This window comes from Pseudohalioglobus lutimaris (assembly GCF_002866825.1).
Taxonomy (GTDB): domain Bacteria; phylum Pseudomonadota; class Gammaproteobacteria; order Pseudomonadales; family Halieaceae; genus Halioglobus; species Halioglobus lutimaris.
Window position 1 is genome coordinate 128,480 of the sequence record NZ_PKUS01000008.1, and the last position, 19,124, is coordinate 147,603.

Sequence of the window (19,124 nt, forward strand, 5' to 3'; positions counted from 1 at the left end):
CAACAGGACGTGAACATGAGCTTACAGATGCCAGAAACATTCAAATACGAGAAGCGTGGCAAGATAGCCATCATGACGGTGAATCGCCCGGACGCAATGAATGCGTTCACCGAGGAAATGCTGTCGGCGATGGACGCGGCCTTCGAGGATTTCCAGAAAGACGATGACCTGTGGGTGGCCATACTCACTGGCGCCGGCGATAAGTCCTTCTGCTCCGGTATGGATCTCGGTGAAGCGATTCCGAAACTCAATGCCGGCGAGCAAATGGGCTACGAGGATCACACCAAGCGGCCGTTCTCCGATGTTTTCAAGCCGATCATCACCGCGGTAAACGGTTTCTGCATTGCCGGTGGTATGGAGTTTATGCAGGGTACCGATATCCGCATCGCGGCGGAGCATGCCACGTTTGGCCTCGGTGAGGTGCGTTTTGGCCTGGTGCCTGCAGGTGGCACACATGTGCGCCTTCCGCGGCAGATACCCTGGGCAGTCGCCATGGAGTTGTTGCTCACGGGTGAAAACCTGGACGCGAAGCGCGCCTATGATATCGGTCTGATTAACAAAATCGTGCCCAAAGAGGAACTGATGGAAGAGGCGATGAAATTGGCGGAAAAGATCTGCATGAACAGCCCGCTTGCGGTGCGCACTGCCAAGGAAATCGCGGTGCGCCAGGCGTCTCTGGAAGCAGGTTTCGTACTGGAGAAGGCGTTGGCGGCGAGGGTTTTCGGTTCCCACGATGCCCAGGAGGGTCCCAAAGCCTTCATGGAACGACGCAAGCCGAACTTTACCGGTAAGTAAGACCGATGCGGGTAGAGACTGTCATGCTGGGACCGGAAAAGTCCCACTATGCGGGTACCGTCCAGAACGTTAGTGAACTGGCCCGCATTGCTGAATCTGCTCGGCAGCTGGAAGCTGTTGGCTTTGATGGCATCACCACTCCGGAAGCGGGTCACGATCCCTATCTGCCCTTGATGATCGCGGCGGAGCACACGCAAACAGTTCGCCTGGGCACCAATATCGCGGTGTCTTTTCCGCGCAGCCCGATGGTCACTGCCCAGGCGGCCTGGGATTTACAGAACTACTCATCCGGGCGTTTTGCACTGGGCCTTGGAACCCAGGTAAAAGCCCATAACGAGCGCCGTTATGCGACCCCGTGGCCGGGTGCACCGGGCCCGCGTATGCGCGAGTATATTCTCTGCCTGCAGTCCATATTCCGGTCCTTCCAGAATCCCAAAGAGCCGTGTTATTTCGAGGGGGAGTTTTACCAGTTCACTCTGCTGCCTACGTTCTTCAACCCCGGGCCGATTGTCCATCCCGATATCCCCATTTACCTGGCCGTGGTCAATAAGTACATGGCCAGGCTGGCGGGCGAGTTGTGCCAGGGTATCCGGCTGCACCCCATCGCTACTTTCGGCTATACCCGTGATGTCATTATTCCGGCCTTGGAGGAAGGTGCCCGGAGCACTGGACGAGCGCGCGAGCAGTTGGATCTGCTGGGCGCACCCTTCCTTGCCGTTGGGCGTGATGAGGAGGCAGTGGACACCGCCGTGAAGGGCTTGCGCCAGCAGATCGCTTTTTATGCTTCCACACCTGCTTATCACCCGGTCCTGCGCTTCCATGGGTGGGAGGATATTGGGCTGGAATTGAATCGCAGGATTAGCGATGGCAAGATCAACACAATCGCTTCACTGATCACTGACGATATGCTCGACGAATGGGCGATTGTTTGCACTTGTGACCAGTTTGCCGACCAGGTGAAAAAGAAGTCGGCCGGTCTCTTCGATAGTATATTGCTGGATCTGCCCCCTGAAGTCCGGGCAGACCAGGACTGGATGCGGCAGATGATCGGGCTGATTCAATCATAGCTCCCCGGGAGTGGGGCGCGTGAAATGCAAAGTTTAATCGACATCGCCCTGCCGCTTGCAGGGCGCCACATCACTGCGCCAGCCACAGATACCGCCGCTGCCTATATGTCACGGGTGTTGCGGTCACTGGGGGCAGAGATCGCAGTGCCCACTGTTTTTTCCTCCCTGGATGTGGCCCGTGACTGGGCAGCATCCGGCCTGGTGCCGTTAACGGGTGGAAATGCCGCGCCACTGCAGGGGCCTGCCGCAATTCCCTCGTCTGCACGGGGTGCGCTGCAGGCCCTGAAGCTACTGCTGAAAGACCCTTCGCGCCTGGATTCCCTGAACGGCGCCAGTCTGCTGAGTGAACGCGCCGCGTTGCTCGACCTGCAGGCAGGTGACCAGGTTTCCGCCAACGGCAGTTGCCGTTTACTAGCCACCGCCGACGGCTGGCTCGCTCTCAACCTGGCCAGAGACGAAGATCGTGAATTACTGCCCGCCTGGCTGCAAGTCGCCGTGGACCCCTCTGACTGGGATGCGGTGGCTGCGCAGGTTGCCATGCAATCCACTGTGGCGCTGGTGGAGCGCGGCAGGTTGATGGGGCTGCCCGTCGCCGATGCCGAATCACGCCGCACTTCTGCTGAAGCCTGGTTTTCCGTTGCCGCGCAGGTGGTGCCGGCTGAGGCCCGCTCCTCATCCGCTCCTCTGGTTGTTGATCTTTCATCCCTTTGGGCTGGTCCTCTGTGTACGCATTTGCTGGAACTTGCGGGGGCGAGGGTGATCAAGGTGGAAAGCAATGCCCGGCTGGACGGTGCTCGCGGGGGTAATCCGGTTTTCTACGACCTGCTTAATGGCAATAAAGAGAGCGTGGTGCTCAACCTGGGCACACCCCTGGGCAGAGAGCAACTTAAAGCACTGATAGCCCGGGCTGACATTGTCGTCGAAGCGTCCCGGCCGCGCGCCCTCAGGCAACTGGGTATTGAGGCCGAACAGATGCTTGCCTCGGTTCCGGGTTTGACCTGGGTGAGTATCACCGGGTATGGCCGAGGCGATCCGGCCGCTGGCTGGGTGGCATTCGGTGATGATGCCGCGGTGGCGGCCGGCGTGGCCATGGCTACCGCGAATCCGCCGCAATTCTGTGGTGATGCGTTGGCAGACCCGCTGGCGGGAATACACGCCGCGCTCGCGGCACAGGCGTTCTGGATGGCGGGTGGTGGTGCCCTGGTTGATATTTCACTTACCGGGGTCACCGCGTATTGCCTGGATTTCTGCCTTGGTATTGACCGCGCAATGGCGGTAAAAGGTGATACTGAAAAAGGCGATGACGGCTGGGCAATGCGTCTTGGGCGGCATACGCTGGCGATAGCAAAACCCGAATATCGGCAGGGGCAAGCCCGTGCTGCGTCCGCTGGTTGCGATACGCGACGTATATTGCAGGAGTTTGGCATCAGATGCTGATACAGAATGCGGAACTGGGTGGGACGCGTGTCGTAGACGTGCGCTGTGATAACGGTCGAGTGACTCGCATTGGTGAACGGCTTGCTGCGTCCCCTGGCGAGCTGTGTATCGATGCCGCTGGTGGTGCGCTGCTGCCGGGCCTTCATGATCATCACTTGCACCTGTTAGCTCTCGCTGCTGCGGAGTCGTCAGTGGTATGCGGCCCGCCCCGGGTCACCACTATGAGGCAATTGGCGCAAGTGCTCAGAGCGCAGGCCGGCAGCGGCTGGATTCGCGGAATCGCCTATCATGAATCGGTAGCAGGCGACATAGACCGCCGGGTGCTGGACCAGTTGGTGGCAGATCGCCCCGTCCGCATTCAGCATCGCAGCGGTAAGCTGTGGATGGTCAATTCGGCGGCAGCGGAGTTGCTGCAGATAGACCGCTATCGACATCTGGAGGGCGTAGAGTGTGATGCCACCGGCGTCGCCAACGGCAGGCTGTTTCGCCTCGATCACTGGCTCAGGACAATGCTCCCCAATGAGGACGCACCGACCCTGGCCAGAGTTTCCAGGCAGTTGGCGAGCTACGGAGTGACGGGCATCACTGATGCCACACCCTCCAATTCGGAGCACAACGCTTCCATCTATACCCGTGCCGTTGACAGCGGGCAACTGCTGCAGCGTTTGTTGCTTATGGGGGACCTGGCACTGAAGAAACCGGATCACCCCGATGTCGGGTTGGGTGCCTGTAAAATACTGCTGGATGAGAATCGGCTTCCACAGTTGGATAGCCTGACCGGGCTTATCCGCGCCGCGCATGATCAACAACGGCCCGTTGCTATCCACAGTGTCACGCGTACCGAACTGATATTCGCGCTGTCTTCACTGATCGCTGCGGGGAAATTTCCCGGCGACCGTATTGAGCATGCGTCGGTGACGCCGGATGAGGCGTTGCCGCTTATGCAGCAGGCGGGTGTCGCGGTGGTTACACAGTTCGGCTTTATCCGTGAACGGGGTGATCAGTATCTCGACGACGTGGAACCTGAATACCAGCAACTGCTTTATCGAGGACAGTCTTTCCTTGGCGCCGGGGTGCCTTTGGCGGGCAGTAGTGATGCGCCTTACGGGTCGCATGATCCCTGGTTTGTGATGCGCGCAGCGGTGGAGCGAACTACTGCCAGCGGACGTCGCGTGGCAGCGAAAGAGGTACTTTCGCCTGAACAGGCACTGGCATTATTTACCACGGATCCGCGAAAGCCGGGGAGTGGTACGCTGGTAGTGGAGCAAGGCGTAGTGGCCGACTTCTGTTTGCTTGATCGCCCGTGGATCAGCGCCAGGGGCCGACTGGACTGCGCTGATGTGCTCGCCACGGTTCGTGGCGGTGAGCTGATATACGAGCGCCCGGCTTAGGGGCGTGACTGAAACAGGCGCAGTAGGCTCAGCTGTCGATTATGGTGATCTTTTCAGCCACCAGTTCTGCCACATCGAATACCTTGCGCTCTTCGGTATGCTTGCTGCTGCTGGAGGTGAGCATCAGATTACAGAATGAACAGGAAGTGGCGATTTTGTCAGCGCCTGTATCGAAGGCTTCCTGCATGCGCACATCACTGACGCGTGCTGTGCCGCCCTGTCCACCCCAGTAGTTGCCACCGCCGGCACCGCAGCAGAAGCTCTCTTTTTTGCTGCGTGGCATTTCGATCAGCTCGCCAACAGAGGCGATAACGTTGCGAGGCGCGTCGACAATGTTGTTATGGCGAGCGAGGTAGCAGGGATCGTGGAAGGTTATCTTCTCGTCGCTTTTCGCAGCCATGACCAGTTTCCCCTGGGCCTGCAGGTCTTCAATAAATACCGAGTGTGGAATGGTCTGCCAGTCAGCTCCCAACTCCGGATAGTAGCGGTCAAAGCTGTTGTAGCAGTGAGCGCACATGGTGATCACTTTCTGGATCTGCTTGTCTTTAAATTCCTCGATGTTGGTCTCGGCGATCTCCACGAACTGCATTTCATTGCCCATCATTTTCGCTGGATCGCCGGTGCAGCCCGCCTCCTCGAAAATACCGTAGGAGACACCAGCTGCCTCGAGTATTTTCACCATTGCCCGGGCAATTTCCTGAGCGCGCTCCTCGTAGGCGACGGAACAGCCTATCCACAGTAGATACTCGGTTATGCCGGGTTGGAAAAATGGCACGTCCAGCCCTTTACGCCAATCCTCGGGGTTGGAGGCGGTGCCGACGAAGGGGTGCCCGCGCGATTCCAGATTGCGGTTGGCTGCGGCCATGGTCTCCGGCATTTCGGAGCGGTCCATCACGAAATGCCTGCGAAACTCAACGATAACCTCCGCCGGGTTGTTACTGACCGGGCATACTTCCACGCAGGCAGCGCAGGTGGTGCAGGCGAACATTGCCTCCTGCCCGAGAACATCTATCAGTGAGTCATCGTCGAATTTATCCTCTTCCATGAATTCGGCGCATACGGCCATTACCCGCTTCGGCGACAGGTCCTTACCCGTTTGTGCTGCCGGGCAAACCTCGTGACAGCGCCCGCACCACAGGCAGGCGGAAGCGTCCAGGAGGTTCTTCTGGGTGAGGTCTGCGAGCTTCGCCGCGCCGAAGCTCATCTCTTCCTCACCATCATCGTCTTCATCGAAGTCGAAGTTGATGGGGGGGAGGTTAATACCCGGCAGTTTGTGGGCGAAAGCGGAGTTGGTTGGCCCCAATAGCATATGAGAAAAAGGGCTATGGGCTATCATGGCGATGAAAGCACAACCCATGAGGCCGTGAACCCACCACATGATCTGCATGCCGAGCATGCTGCCTTCTTCGCCAAAAGTCCTGGACAGAACAGCGCCTATGGCACTGCCCAGAAACTCGCCGTTGCCCGGGGAGACCTCGAAAGCAAGGCGGAAGCCTTCGGTGATAAAACCCGCTATGACTATTACCAGTAGAAACGCTTCCCCGCGCTCAAAGCCCGATCGGGTCTTGCCCCCTGCGGTGAGCCGGTCGGGCGGATTCAGGCGACGAATCAGGAAAAAAGCCACTCCTGTGAACAACAGGATGCCACCTACTTCCCTGCCGAGTTGCAGGAACAGGTAACCGAACCAGCCCTGGTACACATCGATGCCAACGAAATCCAGCATAAACACGGCGTGACCAAAGATGAGTAAAAGAGCACCTATAAACATGATGCCGTGGAAGCTGCCGGCTACAGGGCGCTGCTTCAGGCGGGATGTCATCAACCCGCGCTTGATAAAGGTTGCCGCATTGAAGCGTGCTCTGGCGCCATCCAGCGTAAGCTTTTCACCGAACCAGGGCCTGCCTTGTTCCACGCGTCGCAGGTATTTCCGCAGCCCCAGGTACAGGCTGTAGAGTGCGCCCAGCAGTAGTGCCGCGAGGATGAAGTAGTTGTAGGTTGGAATGATATCCATCGTAAGCTATGCCTTGTTGGAGAACTGGCGCCTGCGGGGTGAGACTGAACCGCCACATCAGCGTGGCTCCAGTTTACTTACATTAAGCCCCCGGTCCAGAGGGGACACAGGATGCCCCGGGGTTGCCCCGGGGCGTGTATGCCGTCGCGCTACCTTTTGAGTATTGCTGCAGTTGCGTTTCCGCCCAGGCCCAGAGTCTGGGCGAGGCCGACTTTTGCATCCGGCACCTGCCGCCCGCCCGCCTGTCCGCGCAACTGCCAGGTGAGCTCGGCGATCTGGAATACGCCCATTGCCGTAGTGGCCTCACCAAATGAAACGAATCCGCCGGAGGGGTTGATTGGCATGCTTCCTGTGGGCGTGGTCTCCCCGGCCATCAGCAGTCGCTCCGATTCGCCCGGTTTGCACAGTCCCCATTCTTCGGGGAAGGCCAGTTCGTAGTAACAGGTATTGTCCTGTAACTCGGTAAAGCTGATGTCCCCGGGGCCGATGGCGGACCTTTCGAAGGCACTTGTTACCGCGTTCTGCGCTTCAGTATGCAGATTGGGGCAGTCGGTTATCGGGTCTGCAAGCCCTCGCGGCAGCATGTCATCAAAGGTCATGGTGGCGACGGTGCTGGTGGCGACGGTGATGGGCTTGCTGGTGAATTGTCTGGCCACTTCCGCAGAACAGATAATCGCGGCGGCGGCACCATTGGATACCGGGCAAATCTGGAACAGCCGCAATGGATTGCTGACGTAAGGCGAGTTCATAACATCTTCCAGACTGATCGCTTTCTGGAATCGCGCGTTGGGATTGTGTACCGAACACTGCCGGGCCTTGACCGCCACCTGCGAGAACTGCTCCTCGGTAGTGCCGTACTCAAACATACGGCGGCGGGCCAGCGTAGACCAGAAAGACGGCCCGGGCATGCCGATACAGCGCTGGCGCAGGAACTCCGGGTCGGTGGCCTCCTCAACACCGGAGGTCTGGATCATCCCCTTGGGCATGACTTCGCCACCGACTACCAGCATGATGTCGTAAACGCCGCCGGCAACCATGGAATAGCCCACGTTGAACGCGTTGCCTCCGGCCGCGCAACCCGCTGACATATTGTAGACCGGGACGCCTGTGGATCCCAGGTCTTCCACCACGTCATTGCCATTGAGCCCCCAGCCCTTGCCGCCAGAAAATCGGGAGCTGGCCGCGGCAACGGCCTGTATCTGTTTCCATTTGACCCCCGCATCTTTCAGTGCGGCATCAACCGCAGTGCGGCACAGTTCGCCAACGGATTTGGTTCCGACGATGTCATCTCCGGTCTTTCCGAAGCGGTGCATTCCCACACCGATTACTGCAACTTCGCGCATGTTGTGCTCTCCTCGTCAGATTTAGATCTGCTTGAACTTCCAGGTAGTTAAGGCTTTGCCGTCTTCGTGGTAAAGGGTGTCGATGATCAGTTGGACCTGGGCATCAACCTTGACTTCCTCGGGTTTCTCTACCATCTGCGCAATCAGGCGCAGGCCGCAATCCAGGTCCACAACGCCCATCACATAGGGTACGAAGGGTTGATCGAACTTGTGCGGGGGCGGGGGAGGGAAGTCAGCAACGGAATAGCTCCAAAGAACACCTTTGCCGCCGAAGTCGAAATCCTCCATGTTTGAATCATCGCAGTCTGGATTGTGGCAGGCTGCGGACCTGGGGAAATAAGGGGTCTGACAGTTGCTGCATTTTGATCCATGCAATACCGCCACACCGTTTTCCTCGCTGAACAAGCCTTCTACGCAGGGGACTCTTTCTTCAGACATTGATAACCACTCCTGTTGTGTGCGGGCCGCCGCTACAGTCGGCCCGTGCGATTTATGCTTTTGCAGCTTTGATAACTTCGGGCAGGATCTCTACACAGTCGCCGACAATGCCATAGCGTGCATAGCGGAAGATCGATGCGTCCGGGTCCTTGTTGATGGCGACAATGGTCTTCGCTGCGGAGCAGCCGGCCATGTGCTGGCTGGCCCCTGATATTCCTGCCGCGAGATAAAGACCCGGTCGGGTGATTTTTCCGGTAAGGCCGACCTGGTGAGAAGAATCCACCCAGCCGTCGTCGACGATTGCGCGGCTGGCACCCGGAAGGCCACCCAGCGCTGCCGCCAGCTCCTTAATGAGAGTATAGTTTTCGGCGGCGCCCAGCCCGCGCCCGCCGGACACTACAACGTCGGCGTCCTCCAGCCTCGGGCCCTCAGTTCTGGGCGACTCGGTGATCTTGAAGCGTTCATCGGTGGCGCTCAGGTCGATACTGAAGGTACGGTTATCGGGGCTGCCAGGCTGTGCAGCTGCCTCGGCGACCACGGTTGTCGTAACGACCGAAACGACGTTGGCTGGACCGCTCAATTGGTAAACACGGTGTGTGTCTCCACCAAATGCCGTGGCCGTCACCTCGAGGCCGTGATCATTGGTGCGGAGATCGAAAGCGTTAGTGACTATGGGCATGCCAAGGCGTCCGGCCAGCCTCGGTGCGATCAGTCGCGCACTGACGCTCTGGTTGAACAGGATGGTTTGCGGGCTTGTCTGCTGACAGTACTGTGCCATTGCTTCAACCAGGCAGTCAGGCCCGAACTGCTGCAGCTTTTCGTCACTGACCCTGTCGATGTGCGCTACACCATATTTCGCCGCGATGTCATTGGCTGAATCTGCCGCCGCACCAATCACCAGCCAGTTTAATTCGACAGCTTTGCTGTTGCTGAGTTTGTGCGCCAGAGACAGTGCTTCCTCGGTGCCGCCCTCTATCGTGTTACCCCATGTGCACAACACTACGCTCATCTTCAAAGGTCCTTGCCAGGTGATTTTGCATTCAGTCTAAAGGCAAAGTAATGCGCCCTCCATAGCGCAGCAGATCATATCCGGCCTACAGGATTTCATTTTTGGACATTCCCTCACTTCCGCTTCCGAAGGTGGGCTTCAGGAACGTGTTTTTCACAGGGAAAATAAGATTAAATGCTTATAATACAGATAGATAGGGTGTTCTCTGCAGGCTCGTAAGGCTGCCCGGGGTGAAATTGCCGGGGCCTTGGATTTGGGTATATGATGGTTTCGACATCGCCGCTTTAGCGTCACGTTGGCCTAGCGGTAAATTTTGGTTGGACCGAATTCAAGTCGCCAAACCCGTTTCAGGATCAAGAGGAAATAGTCATGGCTGAGCAGGATTATTTTGTAGCACTCACGGAATTCCATTTCATGAATCCCCAGACAATGTCGGAGATTGATTACTTCCCGCAAATGCACCGCTTTGGCGAAAGTGTTAGCGGTGTGTTGAAGGCCTGGGCAGGACGCAGCCTGGATGATGAATGGCCTTCACCAACGGCGGAGGCGCTGATTCAATACATGGACGAAGCAGGCTGCGACGTGGCTTTCTGTCTGCGTGAGCCAATGATGGACATCTCCGGCGGCACGGTCTCCATGTCTACCAACGGCTTTATGATGCAGCAGATCGCCCCGTATCCGGAGCGTATGTATCTGGAGGCGAACTGCGGACCCATTATTAAGCGTGGACTGGATAACGCGATCTGGGAGATGGAATACCTGGTCAAGGAGCGCGATGCCAAGCTGTGCAAGATCTACCAGCCTGAAGATGACGGGCCGATCAACGACCGGCGCCTCTGGCCCTATTACGAAAAGGCACAGGAGCTTGGCGTGCCGTTGACTATTCACACCGGTGCGGCCTATGTAAATCCGCAGCCAGGCAGTCATTGTGAAGTGCGTCAACTTGACGACGTGCTTCTGGATTTCCCTGACCTGAACATCATTGCCTATCACGCGGGCTGGCCCAACACTGAGGAACTGATCGGGTTGTGTGGCAAGCACAAGAACCTCTACATGAGCATCTCCGGCATCATTGGCTGGTACGAGCGTGCGCCCTACCGAGGGTATCACGCCATTGGTACCGCGCTGCAGTGGATGCCTTCCGAGCAGATTGTGCTTGGCTTCGACCTGCCCTTCGATGACCTGCCGCGCGTGGTAGATTACATTCGCAACTTCGACATGCCGGAAGAGTTGCAGAAGAACTGGGGCTACCAGCAATTGAGCAATGCGGACAAGGCCAACATCCTGGGCCTGAACCTGGCGAGGCTTACGGGTATTGAACCCACCAAGCGAGTCTAAATAATTGTAACGAGGTTAGTGAGACAAAGATGGCCGAATTAAAAGCGGGAACGCGAATGAAGAGCGCTGTGTGCGCCACGGAAGTCATGGTGATAGCAGCACCAGCGGGTAGTCTCGACATCACCTGCGGTGGTGCTGCGATGGTGGGTAGCGCTGAGGAAGCCGGGGGCGGGTCAGTCGATGCGGCGTTTGCCGAGGGCACCCTGCTCGGCAAGCGGTATGTCAACCAGGCGGGCGACCTGGAGTTGCTGTGCGTTAAACCTGGGGATGGGTCACTGGCCCTTGACGGAGAGACACTGGTATTGAAAGAAGCCAAGGCCTTGCCTTCCTCAGACTGATCAACTGTGGGCGACGCGATATGCGGCGGGTCTGACGCGCACGCTGCTACCGTCTCGTCCCGTCTTTAAGCCGGGATTTATGCAATGAACGTAATGATGCTGCTGGAGATGGCGTCGCAGGGTTTTGGTGACCGTGTGGCTTTCACCAACGGGGATGATTCACTCACTTATCAGGAATTGTTTGACGCCGCCGGCGCAGCCGCCGCTGAAATAAAGAAGTCCGGATGTGATTATGTAGCGATGCTGGATGTCAGTAGCCTGGCGATGCCGGTTGCACTGTTCGCCAGCGCCTGGGCAGGCGTTCCCTATGTGCCCATCAATTACCGATTGACTGGCCACGAGATCAAGGGTCTGCTGGCGCGGGTTGAGCCCTGCATGTTGATTACTGAGTCTGACCGGGCAAAGGATTTCAGTGGCCACGATGAGGTAAGTGTCTGTACCCGCGATGACTTTCTGGCCACGGCGCGCAATGGCGACCCGTTGCAAGAGCCCTGGTCGATGGAGCAGGAAGATACCGGTGTGCTGCTTTTCACCAGCGGCACTACCGGGGCGCCCAAAGCGGCCGTGTTGCGACAGAAACATCTCGTTTCCTACATTCTGGGCTCGGTGGAGTTCATGTCCGCAGGGGAAGACGATGCCGCGTTGGGGTGTGTTCCCCCCTATCATATTGCCGGAATATCTGCGGTAATCAGCTCGGTCTATTCGGGTCGTCGTATGGTGCAGTTGCCCAATTTTGACGCCGCAGACTGGATTGCGCTGGTTAACGAGGAGAAGATTACCAACGCGTTTGTTGTGCCCACTATGCTCGCGCGTATTGTCGAGGCAGTAGCCGACGACCCCGGTATGGAGATGCCCAGCCTGAAGGCGCTGGCCTATGGCGGCGGCAAGATGCCGCTGTCGGTGATCGAACGCGCCATGCAGTTATTTCCCAATGCCGATTTTACCAACGCCTACGGGCTCACGGAAACGAGCTCAACTATCGCCGTGCTCGGTCCGCAGGATCACCGTGATGCCGCCGCCAGTAAGGATGAGGCGGTGCGCCGCAGGCTGGTCTCGGTGGGCCGCCCGTTGCCCGGGGTAGAGGTCGAAATACGTGACGAGGAGGGCAAGCCACTGCCCGCTGGTTCCCGCGGAGAGATTTATGTGCGCGGTGAGCAGGTATCCGGTGAATATGTAGGTCGTGGTAGCCTGCTCGATAGCGCGGGCTGGTTTCCCACTCGCGATGCAGGTTCCATTGATGAAGAGGGTTTCCTGTTCCTCGAGGGCCGGGCTGACGATGTGATTGTGCGCGGTGGGGAGAATATGTCTCCCGGAGAGATAGAGGATCTGCTGCTAGAGCACGATGCCGTCGCTGACGTGGCGGTGGTCGGTGTAGCGGATGAACAGTGGGGTGAAGCCGTTGCCGCGGCCATTGTCCTTAAAGACGGCCACACTGGGGATATCCCGGCCCTGCAGGCCTGGGTCAGGGATAGAATGCGCAGTTCGCGGGTGCCGCAGCTGATTGAATTCTGGAATGAGTTACCCTATAACGAAACGGGCAAGCTGCTGCGCCGGGAGGTTAAGGCCAGGCTGGGCTCCTGACCCGGTGTCCTGGAAAAGCCTTTGGAATATTTTCCTGACCGCCTGATTTTCATATAGAATTTCACGACTATGCCCGAAAATTATCTAAAGACAAATAACAAGTTTTGCTTTTACCTGGAGCGCATGGAAAGCCGGGGCTTCAGTGCTGAGCAGGTGCTGGAAGATACGGGCCTGGATCAGTCGCAAATCAATAGCGACGCATTCTCCCCTACGCCGGACCAGTATCGTGCAGTGATAAACAACATTATCACCCTGACGGGCGATGCGCATATTGGTTTCAAACTTGGAGATGAGTTCAAGGTAAGCAACCTGGGTGTGCTCGGGTACGCTGCGCTCAGCGCCTCCAACCTGTCTCATTCCAGAGAGTTGTTTTCACGATACGACGCCCTTGTCGAGCATATCCTGCTGCCTGCGACAGTGGTAACCGCCGAGCGATGGTGTACCGAGCTCAAGGAGATCTTTCCGCTGGGCGACCTGGTTGTGTTCGCGGTAGAGGAATTTGTCAGCCGCACCTGCGGTCTCGCCCGCGATTTGACCAATAAGCCTTTTCCGGTTTTGGAGATCAGGGTGACCTACCCCGAGCCGGAAGATGTCGAGGTGTACAGAGAGCGCTTCGACTGTCCTATCTATTTTGACCAGCCGCGCACCATGATTCTCTGGGATGTTCACAGTCAGGATAACCGCATAAGCCTGGCCAACGAAGAGGTGTGCAAGCTCTGTGAAAAACAGTGCAAGGCCATCATCGACCAGATGGCTGACGCCGATCTCCTGTCCAGTAAAATTCGTAATGCCCTGGTGAAAAACCCCGGTGAATTTCCGACCCTGGAAGAAATGTCCCGGCGCTTGAACATGGGCTCGCGAACGCTGCGCCGTCGCCTGGTGCAGGAAAACCTGACCTACCAACAGATTCTTGATGAAACGCGTAAAGATCTTGCCCTGCAGTATCTGAAGCATACTCACCTCACGCCCAAAGAGATCGGTTATCTACTTGGTTACAATAGCGTCAGTAACTTCCGTCGGGCATTCAAGGGTTGGACCGGCAATAAGCTGACCGACTATCGGGAATGAGCAATGGACCCGATGCAACTGCCCTGAGTCGCATCCGTGTGCTTGAGCTCTGTGATGACAAGGGCGACTACTGCGGCAAGTTGTTTGCCGATATGGGTGCCGAGGTTGTCAAGATTGAGCCCCCCGGAGGCGATCACGGAAGGATGCTGCCGCCGCGCTGGTCCGGCGGCACAGCTGCTTCGGCGGGCCTCGGCTATCTTTATAGAAACACCAGCAAAAAGAGCATCACTCTGGATATTGGGTGTGCCGATGCGCAAGGCATAATTCGGGAGCTTGCCCGGGGTTGTGACCTGATAATAGAAAGCCTTGCTCCAGGTAAGCTGGCGGCCTGCGGGTTGTCGGTGGAAACCCTGCTGGCGGACAACCCCGCACTGGTGATTACGTCCATTACTGGCTTTGGGCAGTCGGGGCCACATCGAGACTATAAAACATCTGACCTGGTTGCCAGCGCCCTGGGTGGCGCTGCCGCGGTGACCGGGTTTCCCGAGGACCCGCCGGTCAGGCTGGCCGGTTCGCAGTCTTATGTCATGGCATCAACCATGGCGGCTGCCAGCAGCATGATTGCCCTGCGGCACAGTCGACGCACCGGCGTGGGCCAGCACGTGGATATTTCCATCCAGAAATCCATGCTCGCGGTTACCAGTATCTGTGGCGTAGGCAAGTGGCTGGAAGATGGCATCATATCCAATCGTTTCGGGACCAGCCTGTTTGCCTCGGTCCCCTCCGGTACCTATGCCTGTCAGGACGGAAGTGTCTATATCATGGTCAATCGTCCGCTACATTGGCAGGCGCTGGCGCGTTGGGTGCATGAAGTCAGCGGCAATAAAGAAGTACTGGACCCAATGTTTGACGGTCCGTCTTCTGTGCGACAACCCTACCGTGAACTGCTGGATATATTTATTGCCGAATTGACCGAGACATACACTGTGGACGCATTTTATCGCGAAGCGCAGGCGCGTCACCTCGCGGTGACCCCGCTGAGCACTGCGCACAGCATTGTCGCTGACCCACATCTCAATGCCAGGGGTTTCTACGTAGATGTGGAGCATGGTGACTGCGGACGACTCCGCTATCCTGGTCCGCCCTATCGGTTCTCCGTAACACCCTGGCGCATACAGGGCCCCGCACCCTGCGCGGGGGAGCACAATAATGAGCTGGAGCGATTGCTGCAGCGCCGCCCGCCAGCGACAGGCAATAGCACACCTGCGGCGTCCGGCGATGCTCTCCAGGGTCTGCGCGTGGTGGAGTTCACTGCCGGTATGGCGGGGCCATGGATAGGGCGGATAATGGCGTATTGCGGCGCTGACGTGGTGAAGGTTGAATCCAGTGATTTCCCCGATGTGACCCGCCTGTTCGTGCCGCCGAGGTCCCCGGAACTGGGTCTTCAGTCGCAGTTGTCTCCGTGGCTGACCGACTGGAACGCGGGCAAGCGTTGCGTGTCGCTTGACCTGACCCAACCTGAGGCGAAGGAGCTGGCGCTGCAGCTGGTCGCTCGCAGTGATGTGGTCATCGACAATAATGCCAATGGCGTACTGGAAAAGCTCGGCCTGGGCTTTGACAGGCTGCGGCAACTCAAGCCGGAACTGGTGCTATTGAGCAGCACCGGCTATGGCAAGACCGGCCCGGATTCCAGCTATATCTCCTGGGGCCCCAATATTGAAACCTTGTCCGGCCTTTCCGGCTTGTCCGGTTTTGCCCATCGCGACTGCACCATGACCCAGTTCGCCTACCCCGACCCATTGGCGGCCCTCTATGGTCTGTTCGCAACCTTGTGTGCGCTTGACTACCGCGATAGCTCGGGGCCGGGGCAGCAGATCAATATCTCGCAGTTAGAGGCGACCGTTGCCTCTATAGGTGATGTACTGATGGAGGTGCTGGCCAATGATCGTGAGCCGGAAAAACTCGGTAATCGTTCGCTGCACATGGCGCCCCACGGGGTCTATCGCTGTGGTGACGGCGAAGGTGGTGACGATCGATGGTGTGCCATTGTGGTCGCCACGGAAGCCCAGTGGTGCGCTTTCTGTGGCGTTGTGGGTCGCCCCGAGTGGTTGGATGATCCTCGCTTTTGCAGCCTTGCGCAGCGGCTGGCTAATCAGGATCAACTGGATACTGGTATCCAGAGCTGGACGCGGGAGCGTGATCCCTATGAGGTGATGCACAGCTTGCAGGCTGCTGGTATTGCCGCCGGAGTGACCCAGCACGTGGAAGACCAGTGGCTGCGCGACCCGCACCTGCACGCACGCCAGTTTTTCGAGGAGATTACCCATCGTGTCAAGGGCAGCGTGATCGCACCGGGACTGCCACTGGGCCTGTCGGTAACCCCCGGCAGGACACGGCATGCCGGTCAGGCGCGGGGCGGTGACAATCGCGCCGTATTCTGTGATCTGCTGGGCCTGGAGCAGGCAGAATTTGAGCGCCTGGAAAACGCGGGTGTTATCCAGGCACCATGATTCCAGCCACGTCGGAGAGGGTGCATCCGGTATGATCGATACTGTCCCCAAATGACATAGGATCGGCCAAAACTGCACTGTGTTTTCGCCGCCGAAATTCGGTCAGTCCTTTATCTTGAATCCATGGATAGGCGGGCCCTCGCGCAAGTGTGCAAGAGGCCGCCGTGGATAAGTGATTAAAGAGGAATCTCCCATATGGCAGACAGTCATCCCCCCCTGGCCGATTTGCGCATTATCGAAAGCTCCCTGCTGGGGCCGGCTGCGCTAACCACCTCTTTCGCCGACCTGGGCGCAGAGGTCATCAAAGTTGAATCGCCTGCAGGCGATTACATCCGGGAGATGACCTGGCCAATCATCGAAGGCGTCTCACTGATGCACTATCACCTCAACCGTGGCAAGAAAAGCATCGTGCTGGATTTGAAAACGGAAGAGGGTAAAGCCGTTTATAAGGATCTGGTCAAGGATGCGGATGTCGTGGTGGAGACCATGCGCCCCGGCGCCCTGGCAAAATTGGGGCTTGGCTTTGAAGACCTGCGCGAGGTCAACCCTGAAATCGTGTTCATCAATATTTCAGGGTATGGGGCAACGGGGCCTTACCAGCGCATGCCCTCACATGGTATTGCCTATGATACGTGGTCCGGTGCGGTGACACCTGCCTACGATGAAGAGGGCTTCTGCTATATCCCCGAACACGTGTCTGTTGGTATCGCCGCGGCCCCGTTTGTGGGCGGGCTGGCCATGCTGGCGGGGGTGCTGCGGGCCCGTGAGACAGGTGTAGGCTGCGAAATGGAACTTGGGCAAAGTGACGCCGCTGCTTTCTTTGACTGGTATCGCATCGAGAGCCACATGGCCTACGCCCGGCCGGAAGATGTGGTCACCGGAAACAAGGCTGACAATTACAAGCGCCGGCCTGTTGCTACTGCCGGTATGAAAGCGGGCGTACGCTACCAGTTATATGAATCCGCCGATGGTCATGTCCTGTTTATGGCATCGGAGCAGGCATTCTGGAAGAACTTCTGTGCCGGTGTGGACAGGCTTGACCTGTTCGAAAAATGGCCGGGCTCAAAATACGCCGATCACGCGCCGGGGAATCGAGAATTGCAGGCGGAGCTAAGGGATATCTTCAAGACCAGAACATCACAGGAATGGCTGGGGTTCAGCGCCGAGCAGAATACGCCGATTGCACCGGTAAACACGTCTGCAAATATTATTGAAGATCCCCAGTTCCAGGCACGATTCAGGATACTCCCCCACGAGGAGCATGGCGCGGATATGCTCGCATTTCCTGTACATTTTTCTGGAGAGGAGTTGCCAACGCCGTCCCGTGCACCAACCGTTGGTGAGCATACGGAGGAGGTACTGAAAGACGTACTTGGTTATCCACAGAGCCGAATTGATGCCTTGCGCAATGCTGGAGCGATAGGGCCTGACGGTGATGGAGAGCAATGAAAGCGTAGGGATATTTGGCTTCGTAGCGCCACCGCAAAGTGGTGCGCGGGCTGTCCCTTTTTGACATTCTTTCGTCCGGTTCAGACTTGCCCGGGCACTGCCAAAAGAAAGACATCCGGCTAAAATTAACACCACGTCTGAAACGTATAGGTCGGGTTAACTTTTTCTCACCGGAATAGAAACCATTTATCACAGAGACAAAAACCATGAATTTTGAATTTTCCGAAGAAGAGTGCCAGTTCCTCAGAGAGGTCGATGATTTCCTGGAGGAAAACCGTCATATCGATGTCATGGATGTGACCCGTGAGAATATGGCGCAGGTAGCGGATACGCCAGAGCGCCGCGCCTTTATGAAAAAGCTCGCCAGGAAAGGTTGGCTGGGCATTACCTGGCCCAAGGAATACGGCGGCCAGGATGGCGAGGGCTTCTACGAGTTCCTGCTCAACGAGAAACTTTCCTCAGTTGGTGCCCCCCAGATCGGCAAGGGCGTGGGTATTGTCGGTAAGACCTTGATTAACGTTGGTTCGGAAAAGCTGAAAAAGGAATTTCTACCCAAGATTCTCAGTGCTGAAGTTGAATTTGCTGTGGGCTATTCCGAACCCAATGCTGGCTCTGATGCTGCGGCGATGCGCCTAAAAGCTGAGCGTAAAGGTGACGGGTGGGTACTTAATGGCCAGAAGATTTTTACCACGTCAGCACATTTTGCCGACTGGTACTGGGTTGGTGCCCGCACTAACCCCGATGTAAAAAAGCACTTCGGTATATCCCTGTTCCTGATACGCATGGATGATCCCGGCCTGACCATTCATCCCATGCCTACCATGGGTGGTGAGCGCACCAACGGGGTGTTCTTCGACAATGTATTCGTCCACGACGACTACATGGTCGGGGAGGAAAACAAAGGATTTCAATACATAGCCGAAGCCCTGGATATAGAGCGTTTCACGTTGTTTACGATCTCGCCCATTCTCGGGCGGGTCAGGTTGTTGTGCGACTATGTGAAAACGGCAACCCGCGACGGCAAGCCGTTGAAAGATGACGCCGTCATTCGCCAGCGCGTCGCACAGCTGGCTACTCAGTGTGAGGTAGCGCGTCTGTTGGGCGTCAAGTTTGTCGACGCTGCAGTGTCTGGCAGCACGCCAACTTATGAGGCATCTGCCTACAAGCTGTATGCCACGGAACTCTCGCTGCGAGTGGCCAATGCAACCATGGATATTATGGGGCCCGGTGCCCAACTTGCACTCGGCACTGAAGAAGCGCCTGGCAATGGGCGTGCGGAGAGTTGTTACACCTATACAGTAATCGACACTATCGGCGGCGGATCGTCTGAGGTACAGAGGAACATCATTTCCAAGCGCAAGCTGGGTCTGCCGAAAAACTTCTAGTCACACCACCGGATAAGGACTGAG

Annotated in this window: 15 protein-coding genes; 11 read left to right on the forward strand and 4 right to left on the reverse strand. The window is 57.4% G+C overall.

The genetic code is table 11. From position 1 onward, the window contains the following. Positions 1 to 15 precede the first annotated feature (15 nt). From C0039_RS08940 to C0039_RS08955, 4 genes are read left to right on the forward strand one after another with little or no spacing between them, the layout of a single operon-like run. Positions 16 to 795 (forward strand): enoyl-CoA hydratase/isomerase family protein, encoded by a 780-nt coding sequence (locus tag C0039_RS08940; protein ID WP_084179512.1) that lies wholly within the window; start codon positions 16 to 18, stop codon positions 793 to 795. Positions 796 to 818: 23 nt separating this feature from the next. Further along, positions 819 to 1,862, forward strand: coding sequence for a TIGR03617 family F420-dependent LLM class oxidoreductase (locus C0039_RS08945; RefSeq protein ID WP_165787077.1), 1,044 nt, complete (start codon positions 819 to 821; stop codon positions 1,860 to 1,862). 24 nt (positions 1,863 to 1,886) lie between these two features. Further along, the gene (locus C0039_RS08950) at positions 1,887 to 3,299 is read left to right on the forward strand and encodes a CoA transferase (protein ID WP_101517883.1); all 1,413 of its coding nucleotides are present in this window, start codon (positions 1,887 to 1,889) and stop codon (positions 3,297 to 3,299) included. Then, complete coding sequence (locus C0039_RS08955) at positions 3,293 to 4,690, forward strand: amidohydrolase family protein (protein WP_075999954.1); 1,398 nt, start codon at positions 3,293 to 3,295, stop codon at positions 4,688 to 4,690. The genes C0039_RS08950 and C0039_RS08955 overlap by 7 nt, the downstream gene beginning before the upstream one ends. Positions 4,691 to 4,718: 28 nt before the next feature. Here C0039_RS08955 and C0039_RS08960 read toward each other — a convergent pair whose 3' ends face one another. The 4 genes from C0039_RS08960 to C0039_RS08975 form a co-directional block, all read right to left on the reverse strand. After that, positions 4,719 to 6,701 (reverse strand): heterodisulfide reductase-related iron-sulfur binding cluster, encoded by a 1,983-nt coding sequence (locus C0039_RS08960; RefSeq protein WP_075999955.1) that lies wholly within the window; start codon positions 6,699 to 6,701, stop codon positions 4,719 to 4,721. A gap of 149 nt (positions 6,702 to 6,850) precedes the next feature. Next, entirely contained in the window at positions 6,851 to 8,044 is a 1,194-nt protein-coding gene (locus C0039_RS08965; RefSeq protein ID WP_075999956.1) for a thiolase C-terminal domain-containing protein, read from the reverse strand. 21 nt (positions 8,045 to 8,065) lie between these two features. Then, positions 8,066 to 8,482, reverse strand: coding sequence for a Zn-ribbon domain-containing OB-fold protein (locus C0039_RS08970; RefSeq protein ID WP_075999957.1), 417 nt, complete (start codon positions 8,480 to 8,482; stop codon positions 8,066 to 8,068). A 52-nt stretch (positions 8,483 to 8,534) separates the two neighbouring features. Beyond that, positions 8,535 to 9,491 (reverse strand): electron transfer flavoprotein subunit alpha/FixB family protein, encoded by a 957-nt coding sequence (locus C0039_RS08975; protein ID WP_075999958.1) that lies wholly within the window; start codon positions 9,489 to 9,491, stop codon positions 8,535 to 8,537. Positions 9,492 to 9,860: 369 nt separating this feature from the next. Here C0039_RS08975 and C0039_RS08980 point away from each other — a divergent pair, with 369 nt between their 5' ends. From C0039_RS08980 to C0039_RS09010, 7 genes are all read left to right on the forward strand, one after another. Further along, positions 9,861 to 10,829, forward strand: a complete 969-nt coding sequence (locus C0039_RS08980; RefSeq protein WP_075999959.1) for an amidohydrolase family protein — start codon at positions 9,861 to 9,863, stop codon at positions 10,827 to 10,829. A gap of 29 nt (positions 10,830 to 10,858) precedes the next feature. Continuing rightward, positions 10,859 to 11,167 (forward strand): hypothetical protein, encoded by a 309-nt coding sequence (locus C0039_RS08985; RefSeq protein WP_075999960.1) that lies wholly within the window; start codon positions 10,859 to 10,861, stop codon positions 11,165 to 11,167. Positions 11,168 to 11,251: 84 nt separating this feature from the next. Further along, the gene (locus tag C0039_RS08990) at positions 11,252 to 12,748 is read left to right on the forward strand and encodes a class I adenylate-forming enzyme family protein (protein ID WP_101517884.1); all 1,497 of its coding nucleotides are present in this window, start codon (positions 11,252 to 11,254) and stop codon (positions 12,746 to 12,748) included. Positions 12,749 to 12,817: 69 nt separating this feature from the next. Next, complete coding sequence (locus C0039_RS08995) at positions 12,818 to 13,816, forward strand: AraC family transcriptional regulator (protein WP_075999962.1); 999 nt, start codon at positions 12,818 to 12,820, stop codon at positions 13,814 to 13,816. Further along, positions 13,813 to 16,266, forward strand: coding sequence for a CaiB/BaiF CoA transferase family protein (locus C0039_RS09000; protein WP_101517885.1), 2,454 nt, complete (start codon positions 13,813 to 13,815; stop codon positions 16,264 to 16,266). The genes C0039_RS08995 and C0039_RS09000 overlap by 4 nt, the downstream gene beginning before the upstream one ends. A 195-nt stretch (positions 16,267 to 16,461) precedes the next feature. After that, positions 16,462 to 17,715, forward strand: a complete 1,254-nt coding sequence (locus C0039_RS09005) for a CaiB/BaiF CoA transferase family protein (RefSeq protein ID WP_075999964.1) — start codon at positions 16,462 to 16,464, stop codon at positions 17,713 to 17,715. 206 nt (positions 17,716 to 17,921) lie between these two features. Further along, positions 17,922 to 19,100: an acyl-CoA dehydrogenase family protein gene (locus C0039_RS09010; protein WP_075999965.1), complete on the forward strand. Its 1,179-nt coding sequence runs from the start codon at positions 17,922 to 17,924 to the stop codon at positions 19,098 to 19,100. Positions 19,101 to 19,124 lie beyond the last annotated feature (24 nt).

What these genes read in the sequence shown, in the direction of transcription:
- C0039_RS08940 (WP_084179512.1), top strand. Translation starts at nt 16, where the DNA reads ATGAGCTTACAGATGCCAGAAACATTCAAATACGAGAAGCGTGGCAAG.
- C0039_RS08945 (WP_165787077.1), top strand. Translation starts at nt 819, where the DNA reads ATGCTGGGACCGGAAAAGTCCCACTATGCGGGTACCGTCCAGAACGTT.
- C0039_RS08950 (WP_101517883.1), top strand. Translation starts at nt 1,887, where the DNA reads ATGCAAAGTTTAATCGACATCGCCCTGCCGCTTGCAGGGCGCCACATC.
- C0039_RS08955 (WP_075999954.1), top strand. Translation starts at nt 3,293, where the DNA reads ATGCTGATACAGAATGCGGAACTGGGTGGGACGCGTGTCGTAGACGTG.
- C0039_RS08960 (WP_075999955.1), bottom strand. Translation starts at nt 6,701, where the DNA reads ATGGATATCATTCCAACCTACAACTACTTCATCCTCGCGGCACTACTG.
- C0039_RS08965 (WP_075999956.1), bottom strand. Translation starts at nt 8,044, where the DNA reads ATGCGCGAAGTTGCAGTAATCGGTGTGGGAATGCACCGCTTCGGAAAG.
- C0039_RS08970 (WP_075999957.1), bottom strand. Translation starts at nt 8,482, where the DNA reads ATGTCTGAAGAAAGAGTCCCCTGCGTAGAAGGCTTGTTCAGCGAGGAA.
- C0039_RS08975 (WP_075999958.1), bottom strand. Translation starts at nt 9,491, where the DNA reads ATGAGCGTAGTGTTGTGCACATGGGGTAACACGATAGAGGGCGGCACC.
- C0039_RS08980 (WP_075999959.1), top strand. Translation starts at nt 9,861, where the DNA reads ATGGCTGAGCAGGATTATTTTGTAGCACTCACGGAATTCCATTTCATG.
- C0039_RS08985 (WP_075999960.1), top strand. Translation starts at nt 10,859, where the DNA reads ATGGCCGAATTAAAAGCGGGAACGCGAATGAAGAGCGCTGTGTGCGCC.
- C0039_RS08990 (WP_101517884.1), top strand. Translation starts at nt 11,252, where the DNA reads ATGAACGTAATGATGCTGCTGGAGATGGCGTCGCAGGGTTTTGGTGAC.
- C0039_RS08995 (WP_075999962.1), top strand. Translation starts at nt 12,818, where the DNA reads ATGCCCGAAAATTATCTAAAGACAAATAACAAGTTTTGCTTTTACCTG.
- C0039_RS09000 (WP_101517885.1), top strand. Translation starts at nt 13,813, where the DNA reads ATGAGCAATGGACCCGATGCAACTGCCCTGAGTCGCATCCGTGTGCTT.
- C0039_RS09005 (WP_075999964.1), top strand. Translation starts at nt 16,462, where the DNA reads ATGGCAGACAGTCATCCCCCCCTGGCCGATTTGCGCATTATCGAAAGC.
- C0039_RS09010 (WP_075999965.1), top strand. Translation starts at nt 17,922, where the DNA reads ATGAATTTTGAATTTTCCGAAGAAGAGTGCCAGTTCCTCAGAGAGGTC.